Genomic DNA, 17,463 nt, shown 5'->3' with positions numbered 1-17,463 from the left:
CCTCTCATTTGTTCCAAACGGCGTGAGGCGGGTACTCGTCCGGGGTGAGCGACTGGTTCCTGACTCCGCAAGAGCGTGGCAATCCCGCGACCGACATCGATCGCGACGGCTCATGGAGCGACGGGAATCTGGTCCGCCCGCTCATCCACGGTGCCGTCTACTTCCAGCGCTTGTACGACGAACTGTGCGCGCTGAAGGCCGGCGATCGGGTGTACTTCACCGACTGGCGAGGGGATGCCGACGAGGCGCTGTACCCGGACGGCCCCACGGTCGGCACGGTGCTGTGCGACCTCGCCCGCTCGGGCGTCGAAGTACGGGGTCTGCTGTGGCGGTCGCATTCGGATCACCTGTCGTTCAACGCGCAGGAGAACCAGATGCTCGGCACCGAGCTGAACGAGGCCGGCGCCGAGATCCTGCTCGACCAGCGAGTCCGGCGGCTGGCGTCGCATCACCAGAAGCTGTTCGTGATCCGGCACCGGAACGCGGGCGAGAAGGATGTGGCGTTCGTCGGCGGGATCGACCTGAGTCACCAGCGACGCGACGACCACCGGCATCTGGGCGATCCGCAGCAGGCGCCGATGGACCGTCGGTACGGCAACCGGACGCCTTGGCACGACGTCGCGCTGGAGATCCGCGGCCCCGTGGTCGGCGATCTGCTGCGAACGTTCATCGAGCGCTGGGACGATCCGCATCCACTCGACCGACGGACGCCGTACCGGGTGCTGGTCCAGCGCAAGGCGCGGATGCCGCGGCATCCGTCGAAGCTGCCGGAGTCGTTTCCGGATCCGCCGGCGGCCGGACGGCACGCAGTACAGGTGTTGCGGACGTACGGCCACAAGCATCCGGGATTCCCTTTTGCGCCGCATGGTGAGTACAGCATTGCCAGGGCCTACCGGAAGGCTTTCGAGCGTGCAGAGCGGTTGATCTACATCGAGGATCAGTACTTGTGGTCGTCGGTTGTTGCTGAGGGCATCTGTACTGCGTTGGAGCGGGCGCCCGAGTTGCGGGTGATCGCTGTGGTGCCGCGCTATCCGGATTCCGATGGGCGCGTTACGGGTCCGCCGGCTCGCTATGCGCAGTTGCAGGCGATCGACGCGATGCGGGCTGTGGCGCCTGACCGGGTTGCCGTCTACAACCTCGAGAACGCCGAGGGGGTGCCGATCTACGTGCACGCGAAGGTTTGTGTGGTGGACGACGAGTGGTTCACCTGTGGATCCGACAACTTCAATCGGCGATCGTGGACGAACGACAGCGAGCTGACCTGTGCGGTGGTCGGGGAGGGACTCGCGCGTTCTTTGCGGTCGGAGCTCTGGGCCGAGCATCTTGGGGTCGAGCCGGTGCTGGATCCGGTGGAGGGTTTCGCGCAGTGGGCCAAGGCCGCGGCGGCCTTGGACGGTTGGCACGCTGCGGGGCGGGTCGGCGCCCGGCCGCCTGGCCAGGTCCGGCGGCATCGGCCGGTGCGGGTGCGAGGTCTGGCGGCTGTGTGGTCGCGGTTCATGAGTGATCACGTCTACGATCCGGACGGCCGCCCCCGGGCGATGCGGCGGCGGGACGAGTTCTGAAACCGGTTCGACAGCGAGGGTCGGTCCGCGGTGGGATGGTGGCGTGAAGATGCACGCCGACGAGGCCGAGATCGACGAAACCCTTGTACTGCGGTTGATTGCGGCCCAGTTCCCGCAATGGGCCGGGCTGCCGGTGAGCGAGATCCCGTCGAGCGGCACCGTGAACGCGATGTACCGGCTGGGCGACTCGCTGACCGTCAGGTTGCCGCGGATCGCCGGCGGCGTGGCGGACATCGCGGCCGAGTGGGAGTGGCTGCCACGGCTGGCGGATGTGCTGCCGGTCGAGATTCCGGCGCCGGTGGGGCGCGGGGAGCCGGGGGAGGGATATCCGTGGATCTGGTCGGTGCAGCGGTGGATCCCCGGTGCAGTACCTGCGGCCGGTGATGAGGTGCTCGCTGCGGATCTGGCCTCCTTCGTGCAGGCGTTCCGACGAATCGACTTCGCTGGTGGGCCGGCGGCTCATCGCGGTGGGCCGTTGACCACCCAGGACGCCGAGACCCGCGATGCCTTGGAGAAGTTGGCGGGGTGGATCGACACCGACACGGCGACGGCTGTCTGGGAGTCCGCGCTGGCCGCTGCTCCTGCCTCGTCGGAGTGCTGGGTGCATGGCGATCTGATGCCGTCGAATCTATTGGTCAGGGACGGTCGGCTGGCCGCAGTACTGGATTTCGCTACTGCTGGAATGGGCGATCCCGCGTGCGATCTGATTCCGGCGTGGAATCTGCTGACCGGCTCGGCGCGCGCCGTGTTTCGCGAGGCGTTGGCAGTCGATGAGGATGCCTGGAATCGCGGCCGCGGGCGGGCTTTGTCGATGGCTTTGATCCAGTTGCCGTATTACCGCGACACGAACAAGGGGATCGCGGCGAACGCGCAGTACGTGATCGATGAAGTGCTGGCCGACTTCGGTGCTGTTCCGCGGCCGAAGCTGCGGATCGAGCGGGTGGACAGCGAGGCGCTGATGCGCGACTGGCAGCTTGTGCACAACGAGATCATCCCGACCGATCCGTTGTCGCTGGACGATGTGCGCGAGCGGGTGGGGCGGAACGTGCTCGAGGTTGCGTACTCCGGCGAGGACTTGGTCGGTTGCTCGACCGTTCGTCCGCCGTCGGCCGAAACGTCGGCCGTCACGGTGATCGCGCGGATCCTTCCGGCGTACCGGCGACAGGGGTTCGGAGAGGAGCTGTACCGGCGCGGGCTGGCTCGTGCGCGGGCTCTCGGCTCCGCGATCGAAACGATCGTGCTGGCTTCGAACGTGGAGGGGCTTGCTTTTGCCGAGTCCCACGGCTTCGTCGAGTTCGAGCGCTATGTGCTCCCTGGGGACACCATCCCGTTCATCACCTTGCGTCTGGCTGATCAGGCTTCCTGAGCCTCCGCGAGCAGCCGGGCCTGATCGCGGAGGTAGGTGCTGGCGGACTGTGGCTTGATGCCGCGCTGGAGCAGGGCTTCGTCGTCCCAGTCGCCTGCGTGCAGGTCCTGGAGCAGACCTGCGCCGAAGACCGAGGCGAGCGCGTCGTTGGGGCCGCGGAGCAGCCGGATCGCGAGCCGGGCGACCGGTCTGGGCATCCGCTGCACCTTCAACCGGCGATGGAGGAAGCCTTCCGCGATGGCGACGGCCTCGTTCTTGCTGATGGCCTCGGGGCCGCCGACAACGATCAGGGCGGGCGGATCTGCTTCGACCGCTACGGCTGCCAGCAGTTCGGCGACGTCGTCCTGGCTGATCCACCGCTGCTTCGTATCGCCCTTGCCGATGATCGCGACCTTGCCCGCCGCCAGATCGAACCGGCCGATCGGCGCCAGGTGTACCTCCTGGAAGGCGTCCGCTCTGACCACGACTCGTTGCAGGGTCGACCTTTCCAGTCGCTTCTCGGTCGCGAGCTTGGCGTGCTCCAGCGGCGTACCGGTAGCGGCATCGACACCAGGAAAGGAGATGTAGACGAACCGCCGTACGCCGGTCTGCTCGGCCGCGTCGATCAGGCTCGCCATACCGACCTCGTCGGCTTCCTTGATCGACGGCTTCCGTACTCCGGCCAGGCGCCTGGCGATGACAGTCGCGGTCGCCACGACCGTGCTGATCCCCTCGCAGGCCGCTTTCAGACTTGCTGGATCGGTGAGGTCGCCACGAACCACCTGCGCACCCATGCCTTGGAGCTCGGAGGCGTCGGTCGTTGCGCGGACCAGGCAGCGGACTTCGTGTTGTTGCTCGCGGAGCAGGCGGACGACGCGTCCGCCCAGCTCACCGGTGCCGCCGACAACCAACAACATCTCGATCACCCACCCCGTCTGGACGCTTCAGGTCGATGCTCGTCCTCGCGAGGCTTTTTAGCTAGGGCCACGGGGTGTTTGGTCAGTTATGGAGCTGTTGCTGGTAGCACTGTTCGATGCCGTACGCGGTGAAACCGGCTCGGCGCAGGATCGGTGCCGAGGTCCCGGTTCTGCCTTTGACCAGGGCGAAGGCGGCGCCTTTGCGGATGCCTTGGGCGCAGCGTGCTGCCAACAGCGCCCGGTAGGCACCGCGACCGCGAGCACTCTTGAGAACGGCGCCGCCCCAGAGACGTAGTACGCCGTCTGTCATGGTGAAGCCTGCAGCTCCGACCGGCTGGTTGTGAAGGTAGGCGAGAAAGCGGCCGGTGTCGGGGGAGTCCTTGGCCTTGGCGGCCGTGTCGCTCTCCTGCTGGAGCTGCGCCGGAGTGGGCGGCGGCCAGTCGAACACCTCGGCGTCGATCTGGCCGGCCTGGTAAAGGAGATCCGCGGTGTCGGCCGGGCGGACGTCGATTTCGCTCGGCGGACTGATGGCGGCTTCGAGGTCTTCGATGCTGGTCAGCTCTCGCGCCAGCACCTCGACCGTCTCGACCAGCTCGAAGCCGTGGTCCTTGAGGATGTCGGCGGTGTCGTCCGGTTTGGTGCGGCCGTTCACCCACCAACGCAGTACGGGATTGGTGCCGCTCGCGCGTTCGCGGACCTCGGCGATGAGCTCGGTGAGTGGGCTGTCGGTGGCGGACCACTGGACGCTGGTGCGATCGGGATAGATGGTGAGCCGGTAGTCGTCCTCGATGAAGTCCTGCGCGTCCGGCGGGATCCAGACCCAGTCGCTCGCGGCCTTGAGTACTTGTTGTTCGTCCACTTACGGCTCCTCTGGTGTCAGGCGGTGCCAGGTGTGCCGAGCGATGAACTGACGCTGACCGGACGCCCACTGCGACAGGGCGTCGGCGATCTGGTCGAGCGGGACGTCCTCGGCCTGGAAGCGCTGCTTCTTCTCGTGATACTCGAGGGTGAGGGTGCCGTCGTCGTTGCGAGCTTTCGCCGAGGTATTGCTCTGGTTGACGGCGATGAAACCGCCTGGTTGCCGTAGCTCGCTGAGCACGAACGGGAACCAGAGCGCCGGCAACGCTGCCCGCCCGCTCGGCGTGGTGATCGTGAGGCCTTCGATCGCGCCGCGAAGGGTGCTGCGGTTGGCGTCGAAGCAAACCAGACCGTACTCCGCTGCGAGCTGAGCGGCCCCTTCGGACACCTCGTCGGCACGGCCGTAAACCATCGAGAAATACACGATCGGCCCAGACGCACTGTCGATCAACGGCGCGCTCACCCAAGGCCCACCTTCCCCCTCCGGCCACCTCTCCACCAGCTCCTCGACATACCCCCGAATCACCGGATGCGCCCGCCGCGGCGACTCCACGAAGTACCGCTCATACAACCGCTCGAACTCCTCCGCCGCAGCCTTGTCGTCGAAGGGCACATCCCCTTCCCACACCGCCAACTCATAACTCACAACTGATCCCACCACTCAACGCCATACCCAAAGTCTGCCCCACACGCCCACCCCCTTCGCGCCTCCTCCGTCGGCCGCTCGCCCCACCCACCCCGGTACGCCGCTCCTACGTCGCGGCTGAATTGCGATGCTGCACCTGGTCGCGGGGCTGGCTGTACTGCTGTCTCTCGGCCGATCCCGCTTCACGCCTCCTGCGTCGGCTGCTCAACCCGGCCGCCCGCTCCAGAAAAGCGCCACGACCATCGCGCATCAGAGTAGTCCGCTTCTCACCCATTAGGTTTCGCCGACAACGCAGGAATTCAATGTGGCTAACAGGACCGCATTGACGCGGAGGGAATCGGCACGCCAACACTGCCCGATTCAGGCGCCTTTGCAAAGGCGTCCGAATCGGGCAGTGTGGCTAAGCGGTGGTCCTCAGCAATGGGCGTGGGACAGTTCCGTCACTACTTTTTGGATTGAGCCCATGTCGTTATCTCATAGGCGGCACTGCCCGGGCCCGGCTCACTTCCACTGCTCAATTCGGTTGAGGACATCTTCGGTGCGAGCAATGCAAGTACGGTGCTCCCGTTGTGTAGGCGGATATAGAGTCCGAAATATCCGAATCGCGCTGAAACAACATTCGTTCGTGCGATTCTGCGACTAGCAATCGGCCATCGAATGATGAGCTCCTGGTCGGTGACTTTGACAGAGTCGTGCGCCCGAATGCCGGCCAGCATCATCAATCCAGTAACCAGGAAGCCGGGCCAGGTCAGACGAAGTGGAAACTCCTCTCTTCCCTCAATGGCCGTGAACACAACTAGAGCCAGAAATGGTGCGCACATGAAAACCTGGACGATCGGGCCGGCGCCCCATTTATGCAGGATTTCGGCTTCGGATATTGGTTTTGGCCGACGAGGAACCATGTGCGTCATTATGGCATGACGACTGACGTTGCGGATGGTTACCAACTAAGCCACCTCAAACGCCATGATCTTGAGACCTGCCTTCCGCCCCAGACGCCGCCCCATAGCCCTCGAGTGGTGTAGCCGAACTCCCAGTCCGAGTTGATCCTGCGCTTCCTCAAGTACTTCGACTTCGCTCTCGAACCGCAGCCATAGAAGCCACCGTAAGCAGGAAGTGCGAACCCTCCTCCTGTACAGCGGTTTTTTGGACTTCGGTCGTTGGGTCGGCGACGTGCGTATCCGAGGCTAAGTCCAGGCATCGCGTACCCAAACGACCTGTTTTTACCGAGGGTGTCAATGAGACCGACCGTGCCGCCCTGGAAACTCGCGCCGTAGCACAGGATTACACAACCACTGACTGAGATGGTGGTGTGGCGGTAGGCGCCCCGGATGGCGCGGTATGCCTTGCATGCCCACTTCGTCCAGCAGCGACGTTGGCCGTCGAGATCAAAGCTGTTGATCGGATCGCCTGGGTAAGCGTAAGCCCCTGCGTTTCCACCTGGGACCGGGTCCGTGCTGGTAAAGAGGCCGGTTGCGGCGTTGTAGACCCGGACTCCCATCAGGGTCAGGCCGGTGCCTGAGACTGCGCGTTGTTTGCCGCCGAGCCAGCCGTAGTCGATGGGGCCGGTGTCGGCTGGGGTGCCGCAGCCGTATTCGTCGTAGTTGGTCCAGGCGCCGATCGAGGTGGCCGGCTGGGTGCCGGTCAGGTCGACGGTGGTGACGGTGTCGCCGTGGGGGTTGGCGATCGGCAGCGATGCCTTGCCTGTCTGGTCCACGGTGAGCGACAGGTCGCCGCCGATGAGTTCGGCGTACCGCTGGGTCGTGGTGCCGGTGGTGACCCAGGTGGGGTTGTCGGAGGTGTCGGTGTAGTGGCGGATGGTGTCGGTCGAGCCGCTGGCGTTGGTTGCCGTCTCTACTGAACGGCGGTCCAGGGCGTCGAGGGTGTAGGTGGTGGTGGTTCCGCCCTGTGCGATCGACCGGGCGAGGTCGTTGTCGTAGTAGCCGATGGTGATGTTGCCGTCGGCCGGCTTCGGGGCGTCGGAGGCCGGGAGAGTCGTCGTACGGCCGAGGAGGTCGTAGACGTAGTTCCCGACGCCGTTGGCGCCTGTCACTGGGCGGTCGGCGGTGTCGAAGGTGCGGTTGGTGGTGGTGGATCCAGTGGTGGTGCAGGAGCCATCAGCGGCCGCGGGGGCCGTGGACTTGGTCAGTCGGTTGTCGTTCCGGTCAAAGCCGTAGGTGCGGGTGACGCAGCCCGGGAGTTGGGTCGGGTCGGTGACGTCGACGCCGGTGGTTGTGGCGGTGCGGTCCTGGACCTTCGTGAGACGGCCGAGGCTGTCGTAGCTGTAGCCGCGGTCATACCCGATCGCATCTCCTGGTGCGTCACCGGCAGAGCCGTTGAACGCGTTGCCGTCCGGAGTCCATTCGTGGACGACACGGCCGGTGACGTCGTTGTCGACCGACCATGACAGCCACGGACCATCGGGATCGGTAGTGGTGGTGCCGTCTTCGTTGGTGGTGGTGACCTGTCCGGTGTAGCGCAGCCCGGTCGGTTCGCCGGCGTTATCGTAGTCGGTGGACTGAGTGATCCCACCGGGCAACTTCTGTACGGTCATGGAGCCGTCGGCGTCGTAGGCGCCAGTCGAGGACCACGTGGAGCCAGCGGTGGTGACCTCGACCTTGGTGGCGAGACCGCGGTGTTCGGTCTTTCCGGCGGCGTCGGTGCCGTCGTAGGTGTAGCGGGTCGAGCCGTTGGAGTCGGTCACGGTCGCGACCTGTCCGCTGGCGTCGTACACGGTCGTCGTCGCCGGGTCGCCTTGCGGCTGGTAGCTGGTCTGGCGTCCCCAGCTGTCGTAGCCGGTGGTGACATTGGTAGTGGTGTTGTCGGCAGCGGTGGCTGTGATGACAGTCGCCTGGCCGGTCGCCGGGTCGTAGGTCGTGGTCTTAGCGGTGTTCGGAGTCGAACCCGTCAGCCCGGTCACCGTGGTTTTGGTGTTCTGGGTCCGACCGTCGAGGAGATAGCTCGTCGTGGTGGTGCGGGTGGCGGCACCGGAGGTTTCGGTGACGGTCTTGGGGGCGAGCAGGTAAGTGAAGTTGCTCGTCGTGGTGGTCGGCAGTGTCGTGGTGGCGGTGCCACCGTTGGTGGGGGCAGCAGCCGGGTAGACCTTGCAGGTCAGGCCGCCCCATTGCGGCTTGAGACCACACTCTGGGTACTGCGAGTTGGCGGCCGCGGTGTAGTAGACCGTCCTGGTGGTGCCTGCGTCGGCGCCGTTGGAGTTCGGCTGACGGCTGTCGATGACACGGCCCTCGGCGTCGTACCGAGTCACCTTGACGATGTCACCGGTGACGTCGTTGCGCGGTCCGGCTGGGTTGGCGTCAGTGGTGGTTTTGCTCGGCTGGCCGAGTGCCCAGCCGGACGGATCGCCACTGACGGCGGGGTCGTAGTCGGTCGTGGTGCGGGTCAGCGGCTCTTCAGTTCCTGCGCCCGGGTCGAACGCACCAGTGGTGACCGTGGTCGGCAAGCGGTAGGGCAACGTCGTTGCCGGGTTGATGCCGGAGTTGGGCGCCAGCTCGTCGTACTCCGTGTGGGTGTGGGTGCGGACCCACTTGGTGGTGCCGTCCTTGACCGTTGCATAGCGCGACGGGCCGTAGGAGTCGGTGACCAGAGTCCCGGCCGGGGTGACGACCGTGTCGCCCGCTGCATTCTTGACGTCGGCGTTGTACACGTTCACCGTGGCGAGCTGGTCGGCCGAAGCGCCGGCCGGTACTGCGTTGTCGATCACGGTTCGCAGCGCCCGCTCATCGAGTTCACGAGTGACGTTGCCGAGGTCGTTGTAGTCGGTCGAGGTGTACTGCCAGTCACCTGCGCCGTACTTCGCTGTGTTGACCGTGTAGCCGGCTGCGTCGGTGTACTGCAGATCGGCGTACTGCCAATCGTCGGTGCCCGGGGCCCCCGACAGCGCGTGGTCCGGGCCGAAGACCGCGAAGCCCTTGGTCGGAGCTGTCTTCTGGTTCCACCTGGCGACCGAACCAGCCGTGAGGTCTGGCAGACCTGCGCCGGACAGCGGTACGTCGTACACGAACTTCGCCAGCGTCGCCGTTCCGCCTGCTGGATCACCGGCAGGACGATCGCGCTTGACGGTGTCGAGCTTCTCGCGGTCGTCGGCGGTGACGTAGTCCAGCTGGTACGCCGTTTGGCCGGCCGGCTTGACCGACGTGAGGTGGTTTGCGGCGTTGTAGGTGTACTCCGTGGAGAGATTCGACCGCGGGTCGGTGACCTTCGTGAGCCGACCGTTGGTGTCGTAGGTGTACGCGGCGACCTGGATCGAGTCCATGCCGGCGCCACCGGTCTTGTCCGGGTTGTAGATGTCCAGCCACGCCTTGCTCAACCGGGTCTGGCTCGAGCCGATCAGCGTGTACTCGAAGTGCAGTGCGCGGCAGCCCGGAGCCATCCCGGTCAGAGGCTGCGATGCGTTGTACGCGGCACAGGTGACGCCCGGTCCCGTCGGCGCGAGGATCCGCACGACGCGGCCATCGGTGTCGTAGGAGTACGTCGTCTTGGTCGCGATCCCTGGCTCGCTGATCGTGATCGGCCGCCACCACGTCGGGTCGGTGGGTACGGGCAGCGCTGCCGGGTTCCACGTGGTGATGGTGCCGTCGTCTTCGATGTACGAAAGGGTTGTCGACGTACCAGAACCGCTGACGGTCAGCTTCGATCCGTCCAGTTCGGTGTCTTCATCGGCCGGGATCCAGGTGCCGGTGTCGAAGCTGCCGGTCGTCCGCCGTTTGCCGGTCGGCGAGGTGAACACCAGCGAACTGCCATCGCCGTCGACGAGGGCGATGCTGCCATCGATCTTGGTCGAGTCGATGACTCGCATTCCGGCTGCGCCGGCTTCGGCGCCGTCGAACTGGGCGATCCAGCCGGGACCGAAGGCGCCGTCGATGTTGTTGGTCGGCGCGGAGTACGTCGAGTGGGACCGTGAGATCGACAGGTCGCCGGTGTAGCCGGGGACGGACACGTCGGTGCTGTCGGTGTTGAACTCACCGGTCCAGAGCGCCACCTGGCCGGAACCTGCGTCGGCGGTCGGGAAGCCGTTGCCGAAGGCGTGGGGGACTCGTTGGATTGTGGTGTTCGGGGTTTGGGACCAGGTGCATTGTTCGGAGGTGCCGTATTTGAAGCAGACCTGGACGTCCAGAAGGACCGGGACGCGGTCGTTGAGAGTGGTCGGCTGGATGCCTGCTGTGTTGGGGTCGGAGTCGAGGAATGCGTCGACCTTGGCCGTGGTGCTGTCCCACTGGGTGTTGACGCTGACGCCGCCGGCGCCGCTGTCGGTGACCGTGAGGGCGGTCGGGTCTTCGTTCCAGCCGACGAGGTCATCGGCGCTGCCGTAGCCGGAGACGCGCCACTTGACCTTCGCGGTCACCGAGGAGGCGAGGCCCTTGGGCGGCCCTGCGGCCGTGACGCGGACCGTGCTCATCGTGGTGGTGCGGGGGTTTGCGGCGGGTGAGGTCAGCGAGGTGCCGCCCCAGCCGAACTTGTACGTCGCGTTCGACGACAGCGTGCCGGCCGGGGTTTGGGCCTGGACGACGATCGTGTGCAGGCCCGGGGTGTCCTTGCTGAAGGTGACCGGGAACTTGGCGACGTTCGGGTCGCTGGACGGGGTGATCTTGATCTGGCCTTCGGCGCCGCCGGTGAAGTTCGTCGTCGGACGCTTGCCGTCGACGATGAGGCGTAGGTAGCCGGGGGCGTTGTAGCCGACGCCGGTTGCGGTGACGGTGCAGGTGACGTCTGCGGTGGGCGGGTTGTCCTGCCAGGAGTCGTTGTTGTTGTACGGCGCGGGGCAGGACACAGTCGGCTGCGATGGGACGGCTGCGCCGGTGCGGAGGCGTTGGTTGTAGCCGACCCAGGGGCCGTCGACGCGGCCGTCGTTGGCCTTGGCGCGGATGTACAGCAAGGTGTTGTCGGGCAACGAGGTGGATGGGCGGCAGCCGGCGAGGGTGCCGGAGGCGTACACCGAGGAGGTGCAGGTGCCCCAGACCTTCAGGGTGTCGCCCGAGCCGGTGTAGAACTCGAAGATGTATTTGACGGTGTTGCCGTCGGGGTCGGTGGCCTTGGTGCGTACCCAGGGAGTCAGGCTCGCGGAGTACAGCCACGAGGTCGTGTCACCGAGTGCTGCGTAGGCGACGGCCTCGGAGGGTTCGACCGTGGCGGGCTTGGCCGGCGGGCGGTTCCAGGTGATGCCGATGACCGGGTCTTTGGTGCCGGTGGTGGAGTAGAACTCCTTCCAGGAGTTCGCGTCGGCCTCGTTGGCCGCGACGAGGGCGAGGCCGCCGACGGTGTACGAGGCGTTCGACCATGCGCGAGCCAGACTCGTCATCGGGATGATGATCCGGCCGCCGGGGCAGGCGCTCGAGAAGCCCTTCGCGGCGGACAGCGAGCCGTAGACGGTGCCGAGGGCGGGCTGGTTGGCCCAGCGGGTCGCGGTGGTGGCCAACGTCAATGTCGAGCGGACGTTGACGGTCGACGGGGTACAGGACGCTGAGGTGTGCTGCCAGATGTTCAGCCACGACGACACGATGTCCTTGCCCTTGAACGGGGCGGTGTCGAAGTTCAGGAACGAGCGGGCCACGCCGGTCGGGGTCTTGCCGACGCGCAGTTCGGTGTTGGCCGACTGGTCACCGGAGACGTCGGACTGGACGAAGGTGTCGAAGTTCGCGTAGGTGGCAGTGGTCGCGTACGTCGGGTCGACGGTCACCGGGAACTGCCGGGCGGGGTCGAGGAACCACTTCGCGTCCGGCGCGATCACAAGGGTCGCCTTGCCGGGCGTGACCTGCTCGACGGTGACCTTCACGGTGGTCTTGGCCGAGGCCGAGTCCCACATGTCACCGACCGGGATGGTCGACCGTACGACGTTCTTGGAGTCGACGAAGTTGATCGAGCCGTCCGGTTGCGCCTTGGCCGTCAATCCCTTGGTGCGCAAGGGGATTCGCCATACCGGTGCGGCGGTCGGGCGCTGTTTGACGACGAAGTCGTTCTCGAAACCGTTGCGACGGGCATCCAACACCAGGTCGACGCCGGGCTGGATCTCGGCGTACGTCGCCTTCGTGCCGTCCAAAGTCGGCTCGGGCAACTTCCACGGGGAGATCCACTCGACCGACCTGCCGGGACCGGAGTCGGCGGAGGCGAAGACCTGACCGGTCGCCGCGTTGTGTTTGCCGAGGCGCAGGCCGTGCTGCTGCGCACGGGGCGCGACCGAACCGTCGATCCCCTTCTGCAGGGTCAGATCGACGTCCTTCCACGCGCCGCCGGACTTGAAGCGGATCGGCGCCGCGTGCGCCTCGGTCGTCATCGTGCCGTCCGGGTTCGACCAGGTGGTCGACGTCTCCGTCCGCATCGACTCGACCTCGACTCGCGAACCCTGCGAGCGGGCCGTGACGGCCGCGGAGACGATGTCGGGACGCGAGTCCACCTTCTTCGGGGGAACGGCAGCTGGCTTCTGATCGGTGGCTGGGAGGGCTTCGGCTTGCTGGGCTTCCATTCCGACGGCCAGCAGGGCCAGCGAGACAACCGCGGCCACTACTCCTCGTGGAACTTTTCGCAATCGGGGTGATCGAGCTAGGACATTCACGGGGCAACCCCTCAGGTCACGCCGACCGGGCGACATCGACGACAGGGCAGGGTCGTCGAGCGGGTCGGCGACCCAACCATCGCCCGTGCGGATGCGCCTGTTACCCACATTGCCACTTGTTGCAGCCCGTTCTGCAACAACGTGCAACTGCCTTGACGAAACCGGCACCAAGCTCTACATAAAGTTGCCAAAGGCAATAGGTTTGAGGATTAACGCAGTCGCCTGGTGGGCTGACAGGCTTGGGGGCATGACTGCTGATCCGAAAGAGACGTTGCACGGTTATCTGCGCTCGGTGCGCAAGGCGATGGTGTGGAAGCTCGACGGACTTTCCGAGTACGACGTACGCCGGCCGTTGACGCCGACCGGCACCAACCTGCTGGGGCTGGTCAAGCATCTGGCGATCGTCGAGGCGGGGTACTTCGGGGACACCTTCGGGCGTCCGTTCCCCGAGCATCTGCCCTGGTGGGACGACGATGCGCACCCGAACGCGGACAGCTTCGCCACCGAGGACGAGTCACGGGCCGACCTCGTGGACTGCTATCAGCGCGTCTGGGCCCATGCGGACGAGACCATCGAAACCCTTCCCGCCGACGCTCCCGGCCGGGTGCCCTGGTGGACCGGGGATCCCCACGTGACGCTGCACCAGGTCCTGGTTCACGTCGTCGCCGAGACGAATCGCCATGCCGGCCACGCCGACATCCTGCGCGAACAACTCGACGGCGCGGTCGGCCTCAATGCCCACAACTCCAACATCGGGGACCACGACGAAGCCTGGTGGAGCACCTATCGCGCCCAGGTGGAGCAAGCGGCGAGAGCAGCCGGCGGTATCTAGAGCTGCCGGTCCTCGGACGAGAGAGAATTGCTCGGAGTAGCGGTCAGAAACTGGCCGCTACTCCTTCTAAGCTCCAAGCATGACAACGAACGAGCAGCACGTCCTGACCGGTGAGCGCGCCGACATCCTCGAGTTCCTCACCAAGCATCGCTACTTCCTGCGCCACACGGCGGAGGGCCTGTCCGACGAGCAGGCGAACACTCGCAGTACGGTCAGCGCCTTGACCGTCGGCGGGCTGATCAAGCACGTCACGCTGGTCGAGCGGCGGTGGGCGGAGTTCGCCCAGACGGGCGGCGGCATGCCCGAGACGGCGGACTTCACGCCGGAGCTCGTCGAGTGGTGGGAGAACCAGTTCCGCCTGGTCGACGGCGAGACGCTGGCCGGCGTACTGGCTGAGTACGAGAAGGTCGCGGCCGCCACCGACGAGCTCGTCCGCACCCTCGATCTGGACCAGAGCCACGAGCTTCCGGCCGCTCCTTGGCAGCCGCCGGGCGTCTTCTGGTCCGCCCGCCGCGTCTTCCTCCACATCGCCGCGGAGACCGCCCAGCACGCCGGTCACGCCGACATCATCCGCGAATCCATCGACGGCCAGAAGAGCATGGGCTGACCGGCTTGCTGCTGGAAATCCTGGAGACGTCAGGCCGGTCGGCGGGCTAGCGTGCAGACGTCGGTACCTCGGCTTGGAGGAGTCTCGTGGGCGGTTCGGAGTACGTGATCAGGGCGCTACGGGACGACGATCCGGAAATCATCGCGGCGGCCATGGCCGCGATCGGCTGGAACAAGCCGTTGTCGCAGTACGAGAAGTACCTCGCGCAGCAGCGGGACGGCGTGCGCAGCGTCCTCGTGGCGACGGTCGATGACGAGTACGCCGGTTATGTCACGGTGAACTGGAACTCGCCGGCCCGCATCGACGACGACGCCATCCTCATGTTCTCCAAGTCGCTCCGCTGACCGCCGGATGGCAGGAGGGTCCGGCGACGGAGGAGCCTTGATTTGCTCCTCCGCCGCCGGGCGTCGGATCAGGGTGTGGGATCCGTGTACGTCCCTCCGAAGATGTCGCTGTTGCCGAAGGTTGCCGGGCAGGTGCCGAGCACGTTGGGCGGGCTCAGCGGGTTGGCCGTGTAGAGCGAGGCACGGTAGGCGTTGATCGTCGCGCATGGTGCCGCGTCGCGAGTGTCGTTCCAGACGGCGACCGCGAAGTCGTTCGTCGCCGCGGCGTACACGTAGTCGCCAAGGAACTCCGAAATCAGTGCGTTTGCGCTGCTACCCCGTGGATCTCCGACCGGGCTGCGTTCGAGCACAGACCAGCCAGTCGGTACGCCGTTGACCACGTTCGCGTGCATCACGACGCCGACCAGCCCGCGCGCGCTCGTGGTGTCGTTGCGGTACGGCGTGGTGAACGCGTTGTACACGACGTACAGGTCGGACCCGTCCGGTGAGCCCGCCGGTGCGCTGTAGAACGGCCGGTCGCCGGCCGCGATCGGCACTGCCGACGGAGTGGCCCAGGACTGTCCACCGTTGCGGGACCAGGTCAGCATCAGTTGCTCGTTGTTCAGGCCCTGACGGCCATCGGCCCAGGTCATGAACATCTCGTTGGTCGCGCCGGCGCCGGTGGGACGGCCGTTCGCGATGTCGACGTTCGGTCCACCGGCGAGGTCGACGCGCGCGCCGGCGATGCCGTCCATGACCGGACGTCCCTGCACCGGGTCGAAGACGCCCGGCTCGACGACGGTTGCCACCAGCAACGGTCCGGTCCAGTGCGCGCCACCGTCGGTGGAGCGGTACATCATCTGGTACGTGGCTCCGTTCCGGGTGCCGATGCCGAAGACGTACACGTTTCCGGTGCTGTCAGTTCGTACGACGCAGCCGTCGGGCTGGGAGTTGAGGCCGTTGCTCGTCGCCGGGCCGACCTGCTTGGTGATCCAGGTCCGGCCACCGTCGGCCGACCGTGCAACCGTCAGCGGTACCGGGAATGCCTGTCCACGGCTGTTGCTGCGGAAAGACGCCCAGCACACGTAGACGTGGCCGAAGAACCTGCTGCTCGCGGCGTTGTCGGCGTAGAGCTGCTCCTTGTCGGAGAATGTCGTGGCCGACTGCTTGGAGATGATCACGGGCGCGCGCCAAGCCGACGCGTTTCCTGCCGCGGCGGCGCGAACGTTGTCAGTCGTGGAGACTGCGATCGCCTCGATACCCCGGAAGGTCTCCAGTCGCCGGTCGGCGCTGAAGTTGGAGGTGAGGTTGGCGTAGTACAGCCGGGACCCATTGCTCCAGGAGAAGGTGCCGTTGGCACCAGGTCGGGGGCCGAAGGCAACGGCCGGGTCGCCGTCGGACACCAGTCCGGCCTCGTAGTAGTGGGGGAGCGTGCCGATCGGGCCGACATGCGGCGTACAGGCTGCCGGGCCGAGGCAGTCGCGGGCGGTCCAGCCGGTGTACGTCGGTTGCATCCAGGCGCCGCGGTTGAAGGAGAAGTAGACCCCGGACACACCTACGCCGTCCGTGAACGGGCAGGTCGTCGGGTCGCCCGCCGCACAGGACTCCATGTCGATCTCGTCGTTGGCTCCGGCGACCATCACCGAGGGGTCGTGCGCGTCGATCGCCACGGCCGGCTCGTTCTGCTTGTTCTGCGAGAACGGAGTTGAGGGGCTGCCGACCGTCACCTCCTGATCGGCCGGCGAGGCGAAGGCAGCGACCGCGGCTCCGGCGAAAGCGGCCGCGAGTACGGCGACGGAAGCGATGGCGCGACGTGGTGCGCCCATGATGCCTCCCCGGGACGGCCATCGGCCCGGGACCGTTTCCCGGCCCGTCTGGCCTTTCGACAGTGCACCCGGATTTCCACCCACGCAACACCTCGAATCCCTCGTGACTTCGCGCCACCACCCGGCAACAGCCTGCTCACAAAGGGATCCCAACCTCAGTTGCACGAGACCTGGGCGCTGCTTCTGATGGATGATTGTCAGATGCGTGTACGCCGATCCGACCTCCCGTGGTGGATCTTGGCGGTCATGCTCGGCATCCCGTTCGGAGTCGCGATGGGACTCTTCTTCTTCAAGTCGGACGGCTCCAGCTCGGCAGAGGCCGAATTTGGTGCCCTCGTCACCGGTATCCCGTTCGGTCTGCTGGCGGGTCGGTCGCTGGCCAACTGGCAAAAGGAAGTGAAACAGGCTGAGGGTGATCTCCCCGGCGACAAGGTCGAACTGGCTCACAAGGCAGCGACCGGCGGACCCGTTCCTGCTGATGCGGAGGTCCGGTCGGCAGCAGCCTCCATTGCCGCTCTGCAACTGGCGCCGTACAGCCGAAGGACACGCAAGCTGACCGTCATCGTGCTGAGGTTGCTCCTAGCCACCTGTGTCATCGGGGCTATCGCTGACTCGCTGAGCGCGCTGTTGCCTGCTCTTCTCTTCGCCGCTCTCCTCTTCGGGCACTGGTACCACCCCCGGCAGCTCCGACGCCGCCTCAAGTTGCTCACCGAAGAACCCACACCAAGCTCCGACCAGAACCCGCCACTCTGACAGCCCTACGAGCTCGCTGCTGAAGCATCAGACGACAGGATGCACGTCACTCTCACGGACAATAACGCGTTGGGCTGATGCGTACGGGGTGTGTGTCCTGCTCATCTGGCCGAGCAGCGACAGCACACCTTTGCTAGAGGTCTACTCGGTTCCCGGCGACATGGCGCCGCCATTCGTACTACGTGCTGTCCGTCGGTACGCCGTACGTCCGCGGGCGCCTTGCCGTC

General features: G+C 66.1%; 11 protein-coding genes. 6 read left to right on the top strand and 5 right to left on the bottom strand.

What is annotated here, in order from left to right:
• The first annotated feature begins 44 nt into the window (after window positions 1-44).
• Both DIZ26_RS16590 and DIZ26_RS37905 read left to right on the top strand, forming a co-directional pair.
• A complete protein-coding gene (locus DIZ26_RS16590; protein WP_112242271.1) occupies window positions 45-1,562 on the top strand; it encodes a phospholipase D family protein in 1,518 nt (505 codons plus the stop codon).
• Between the two features lie 49 nt (window positions 1,563-1,611).
• The gene (locus tag DIZ26_RS37905; protein ID WP_232828446.1) at window positions 1,612-2,928 is read left to right on the top strand and encodes a GNAT family N-acetyltransferase; all 1,317 of its coding nucleotides are present in this window, start codon (window positions 1,612-1,614) and stop codon (window positions 2,926-2,928) included.
• Here DIZ26_RS37905 and DIZ26_RS16580 read toward each other — a convergent pair.
• The 4 genes from DIZ26_RS16580 to DIZ26_RS16565 all read right to left on the bottom strand — a co-directional run bounded on the left by DIZ26_RS16580 (window position 2,916) and on the right by DIZ26_RS16565 (window position 12,844).
• On the bottom strand, window positions 2,916-3,824 hold the full coding sequence (locus DIZ26_RS16580; RefSeq protein ID WP_157979738.1) for an SDR family oxidoreductase: 909 nt from the start codon (window positions 3,822-3,824) through the stop codon (window positions 2,916-2,918). The genes DIZ26_RS37905 and DIZ26_RS16580 overlap by 13 nt on opposite strands.
• Window positions 3,825-3,906: 82 nt before the next feature.
• Window positions 3,907-4,683, bottom strand: coding sequence for a GNAT family N-acetyltransferase (locus DIZ26_RS16575; protein WP_112242265.1), 777 nt, complete (start codon window positions 4,681-4,683; stop codon window positions 3,907-3,909).
• Entirely contained in the window at window positions 4,684-5,328 is a 645-nt protein-coding gene (locus DIZ26_RS37895; RefSeq protein WP_198676136.1) for a hypothetical protein, read from the bottom strand.
• A gap of 940 nt (window positions 5,329-6,268) precedes the next feature.
• On the bottom strand, window positions 6,269-12,844 hold the full coding sequence (locus tag DIZ26_RS16565) for a DUF6531 domain-containing protein (RefSeq protein ID WP_232828391.1): 6,576 nt from the start codon (window positions 12,842-12,844) through the stop codon (window positions 6,269-6,271).
• Window positions 12,845-13,142: 298 nt separating this feature from the next.
• Here DIZ26_RS16565 and DIZ26_RS16560 point away from each other — a divergent pair, with 298 nt between their 5' ends.
• The 3 genes from DIZ26_RS16560 (at window position 13,143) to DIZ26_RS16550 (ending at window position 14,678) form a co-directional block, all read left to right on the top strand.
• A complete protein-coding gene (locus tag DIZ26_RS16560; RefSeq protein WP_112242261.1) occupies window positions 13,143-13,727 on the top strand; it encodes a DinB family protein in 585 nt (194 codons plus the stop codon).
• A 79-nt stretch (window positions 13,728-13,806) separates the two neighbouring features.
• The gene (locus DIZ26_RS16555) at window positions 13,807-14,334 is read left to right on the top strand and encodes a DinB family protein (protein ID WP_112242259.1); all 528 of its coding nucleotides are present in this window, start codon (window positions 13,807-13,809) and stop codon (window positions 14,332-14,334) included.
• 86 nt (window positions 14,335-14,420) lie between these two features.
• Entirely contained in the window at window positions 14,421-14,678 is a 258-nt protein-coding gene (locus DIZ26_RS16550; protein ID WP_112242257.1) for a hypothetical protein, read from the top strand.
• A gap of 68 nt (window positions 14,679-14,746) precedes the next feature.
• Here the strand turns inward: DIZ26_RS16550 and DIZ26_RS16545 are convergent, their stop codons facing one another.
• Complete coding sequence (locus DIZ26_RS16545; RefSeq protein ID WP_112242255.1) at window positions 14,747-16,483, bottom strand: sialidase family protein; 1,737 nt, start codon at window positions 16,481-16,483, stop codon at window positions 14,747-14,749.
• A 201-nt stretch (window positions 16,484-16,684) separates the two neighbouring features.
• Between DIZ26_RS16545 and DIZ26_RS16540 the strand changes: the two genes are divergently transcribed.
• The gene (locus tag DIZ26_RS16540) at window positions 16,685-17,236 is read left to right on the top strand and encodes a hypothetical protein (RefSeq protein WP_112242253.1); all 552 of its coding nucleotides are present in this window, start codon (window positions 16,685-16,687) and stop codon (window positions 17,234-17,236) included.
• Window positions 17,237-17,463: the final 227 nt, after the last annotated feature.

Origin of the sequence: Kribbella monticola (assembly GCF_003261635.1) — a bacterium.
Taxonomy (GTDB): domain Bacteria; phylum Actinomycetota; class Actinomycetes; order Propionibacteriales; family Kribbellaceae; genus Kribbella; species Kribbella monticola.
This window is presented reverse-complemented; position numbering and strand designations above follow the sequence as displayed.

Bases quoted from the DNA above. Each gene is read 5' to 3' on its own strand.
- DIZ26_RS37905 (WP_232828446.1), top strand. From the start codon at position 1,612: ATGCACGCCGACGAGGCCGAGATCGACGAAACCCTTGTACTGCGGTTG.
- DIZ26_RS16580 (WP_157979738.1), bottom strand. From the start codon at position 3,824: ATGTTGTTGGTTGTCGGCGGCACCGGTGAGCTGGGCGGACGCGTCGTC.
- DIZ26_RS16560 (WP_112242261.1), top strand. From the start codon at position 13,143: ATGACTGCTGATCCGAAAGAGACGTTGCACGGTTATCTGCGCTCGGTG.
- DIZ26_RS16555 (WP_112242259.1), top strand. From the start codon at position 13,807: ATGACAACGAACGAGCAGCACGTCCTGACCGGTGAGCGCGCCGACATC.
- DIZ26_RS16545 (WP_112242255.1), bottom strand. From the start codon at position 16,483: ATGGGCGCACCACGTCGCGCCATCGCTTCCGTCGCCGTACTCGCGGCC.
- DIZ26_RS16540 (WP_112242253.1), top strand. From the start codon at position 16,685: ATGCGTGTACGCCGATCCGACCTCCCGTGGTGGATCTTGGCGGTCATG.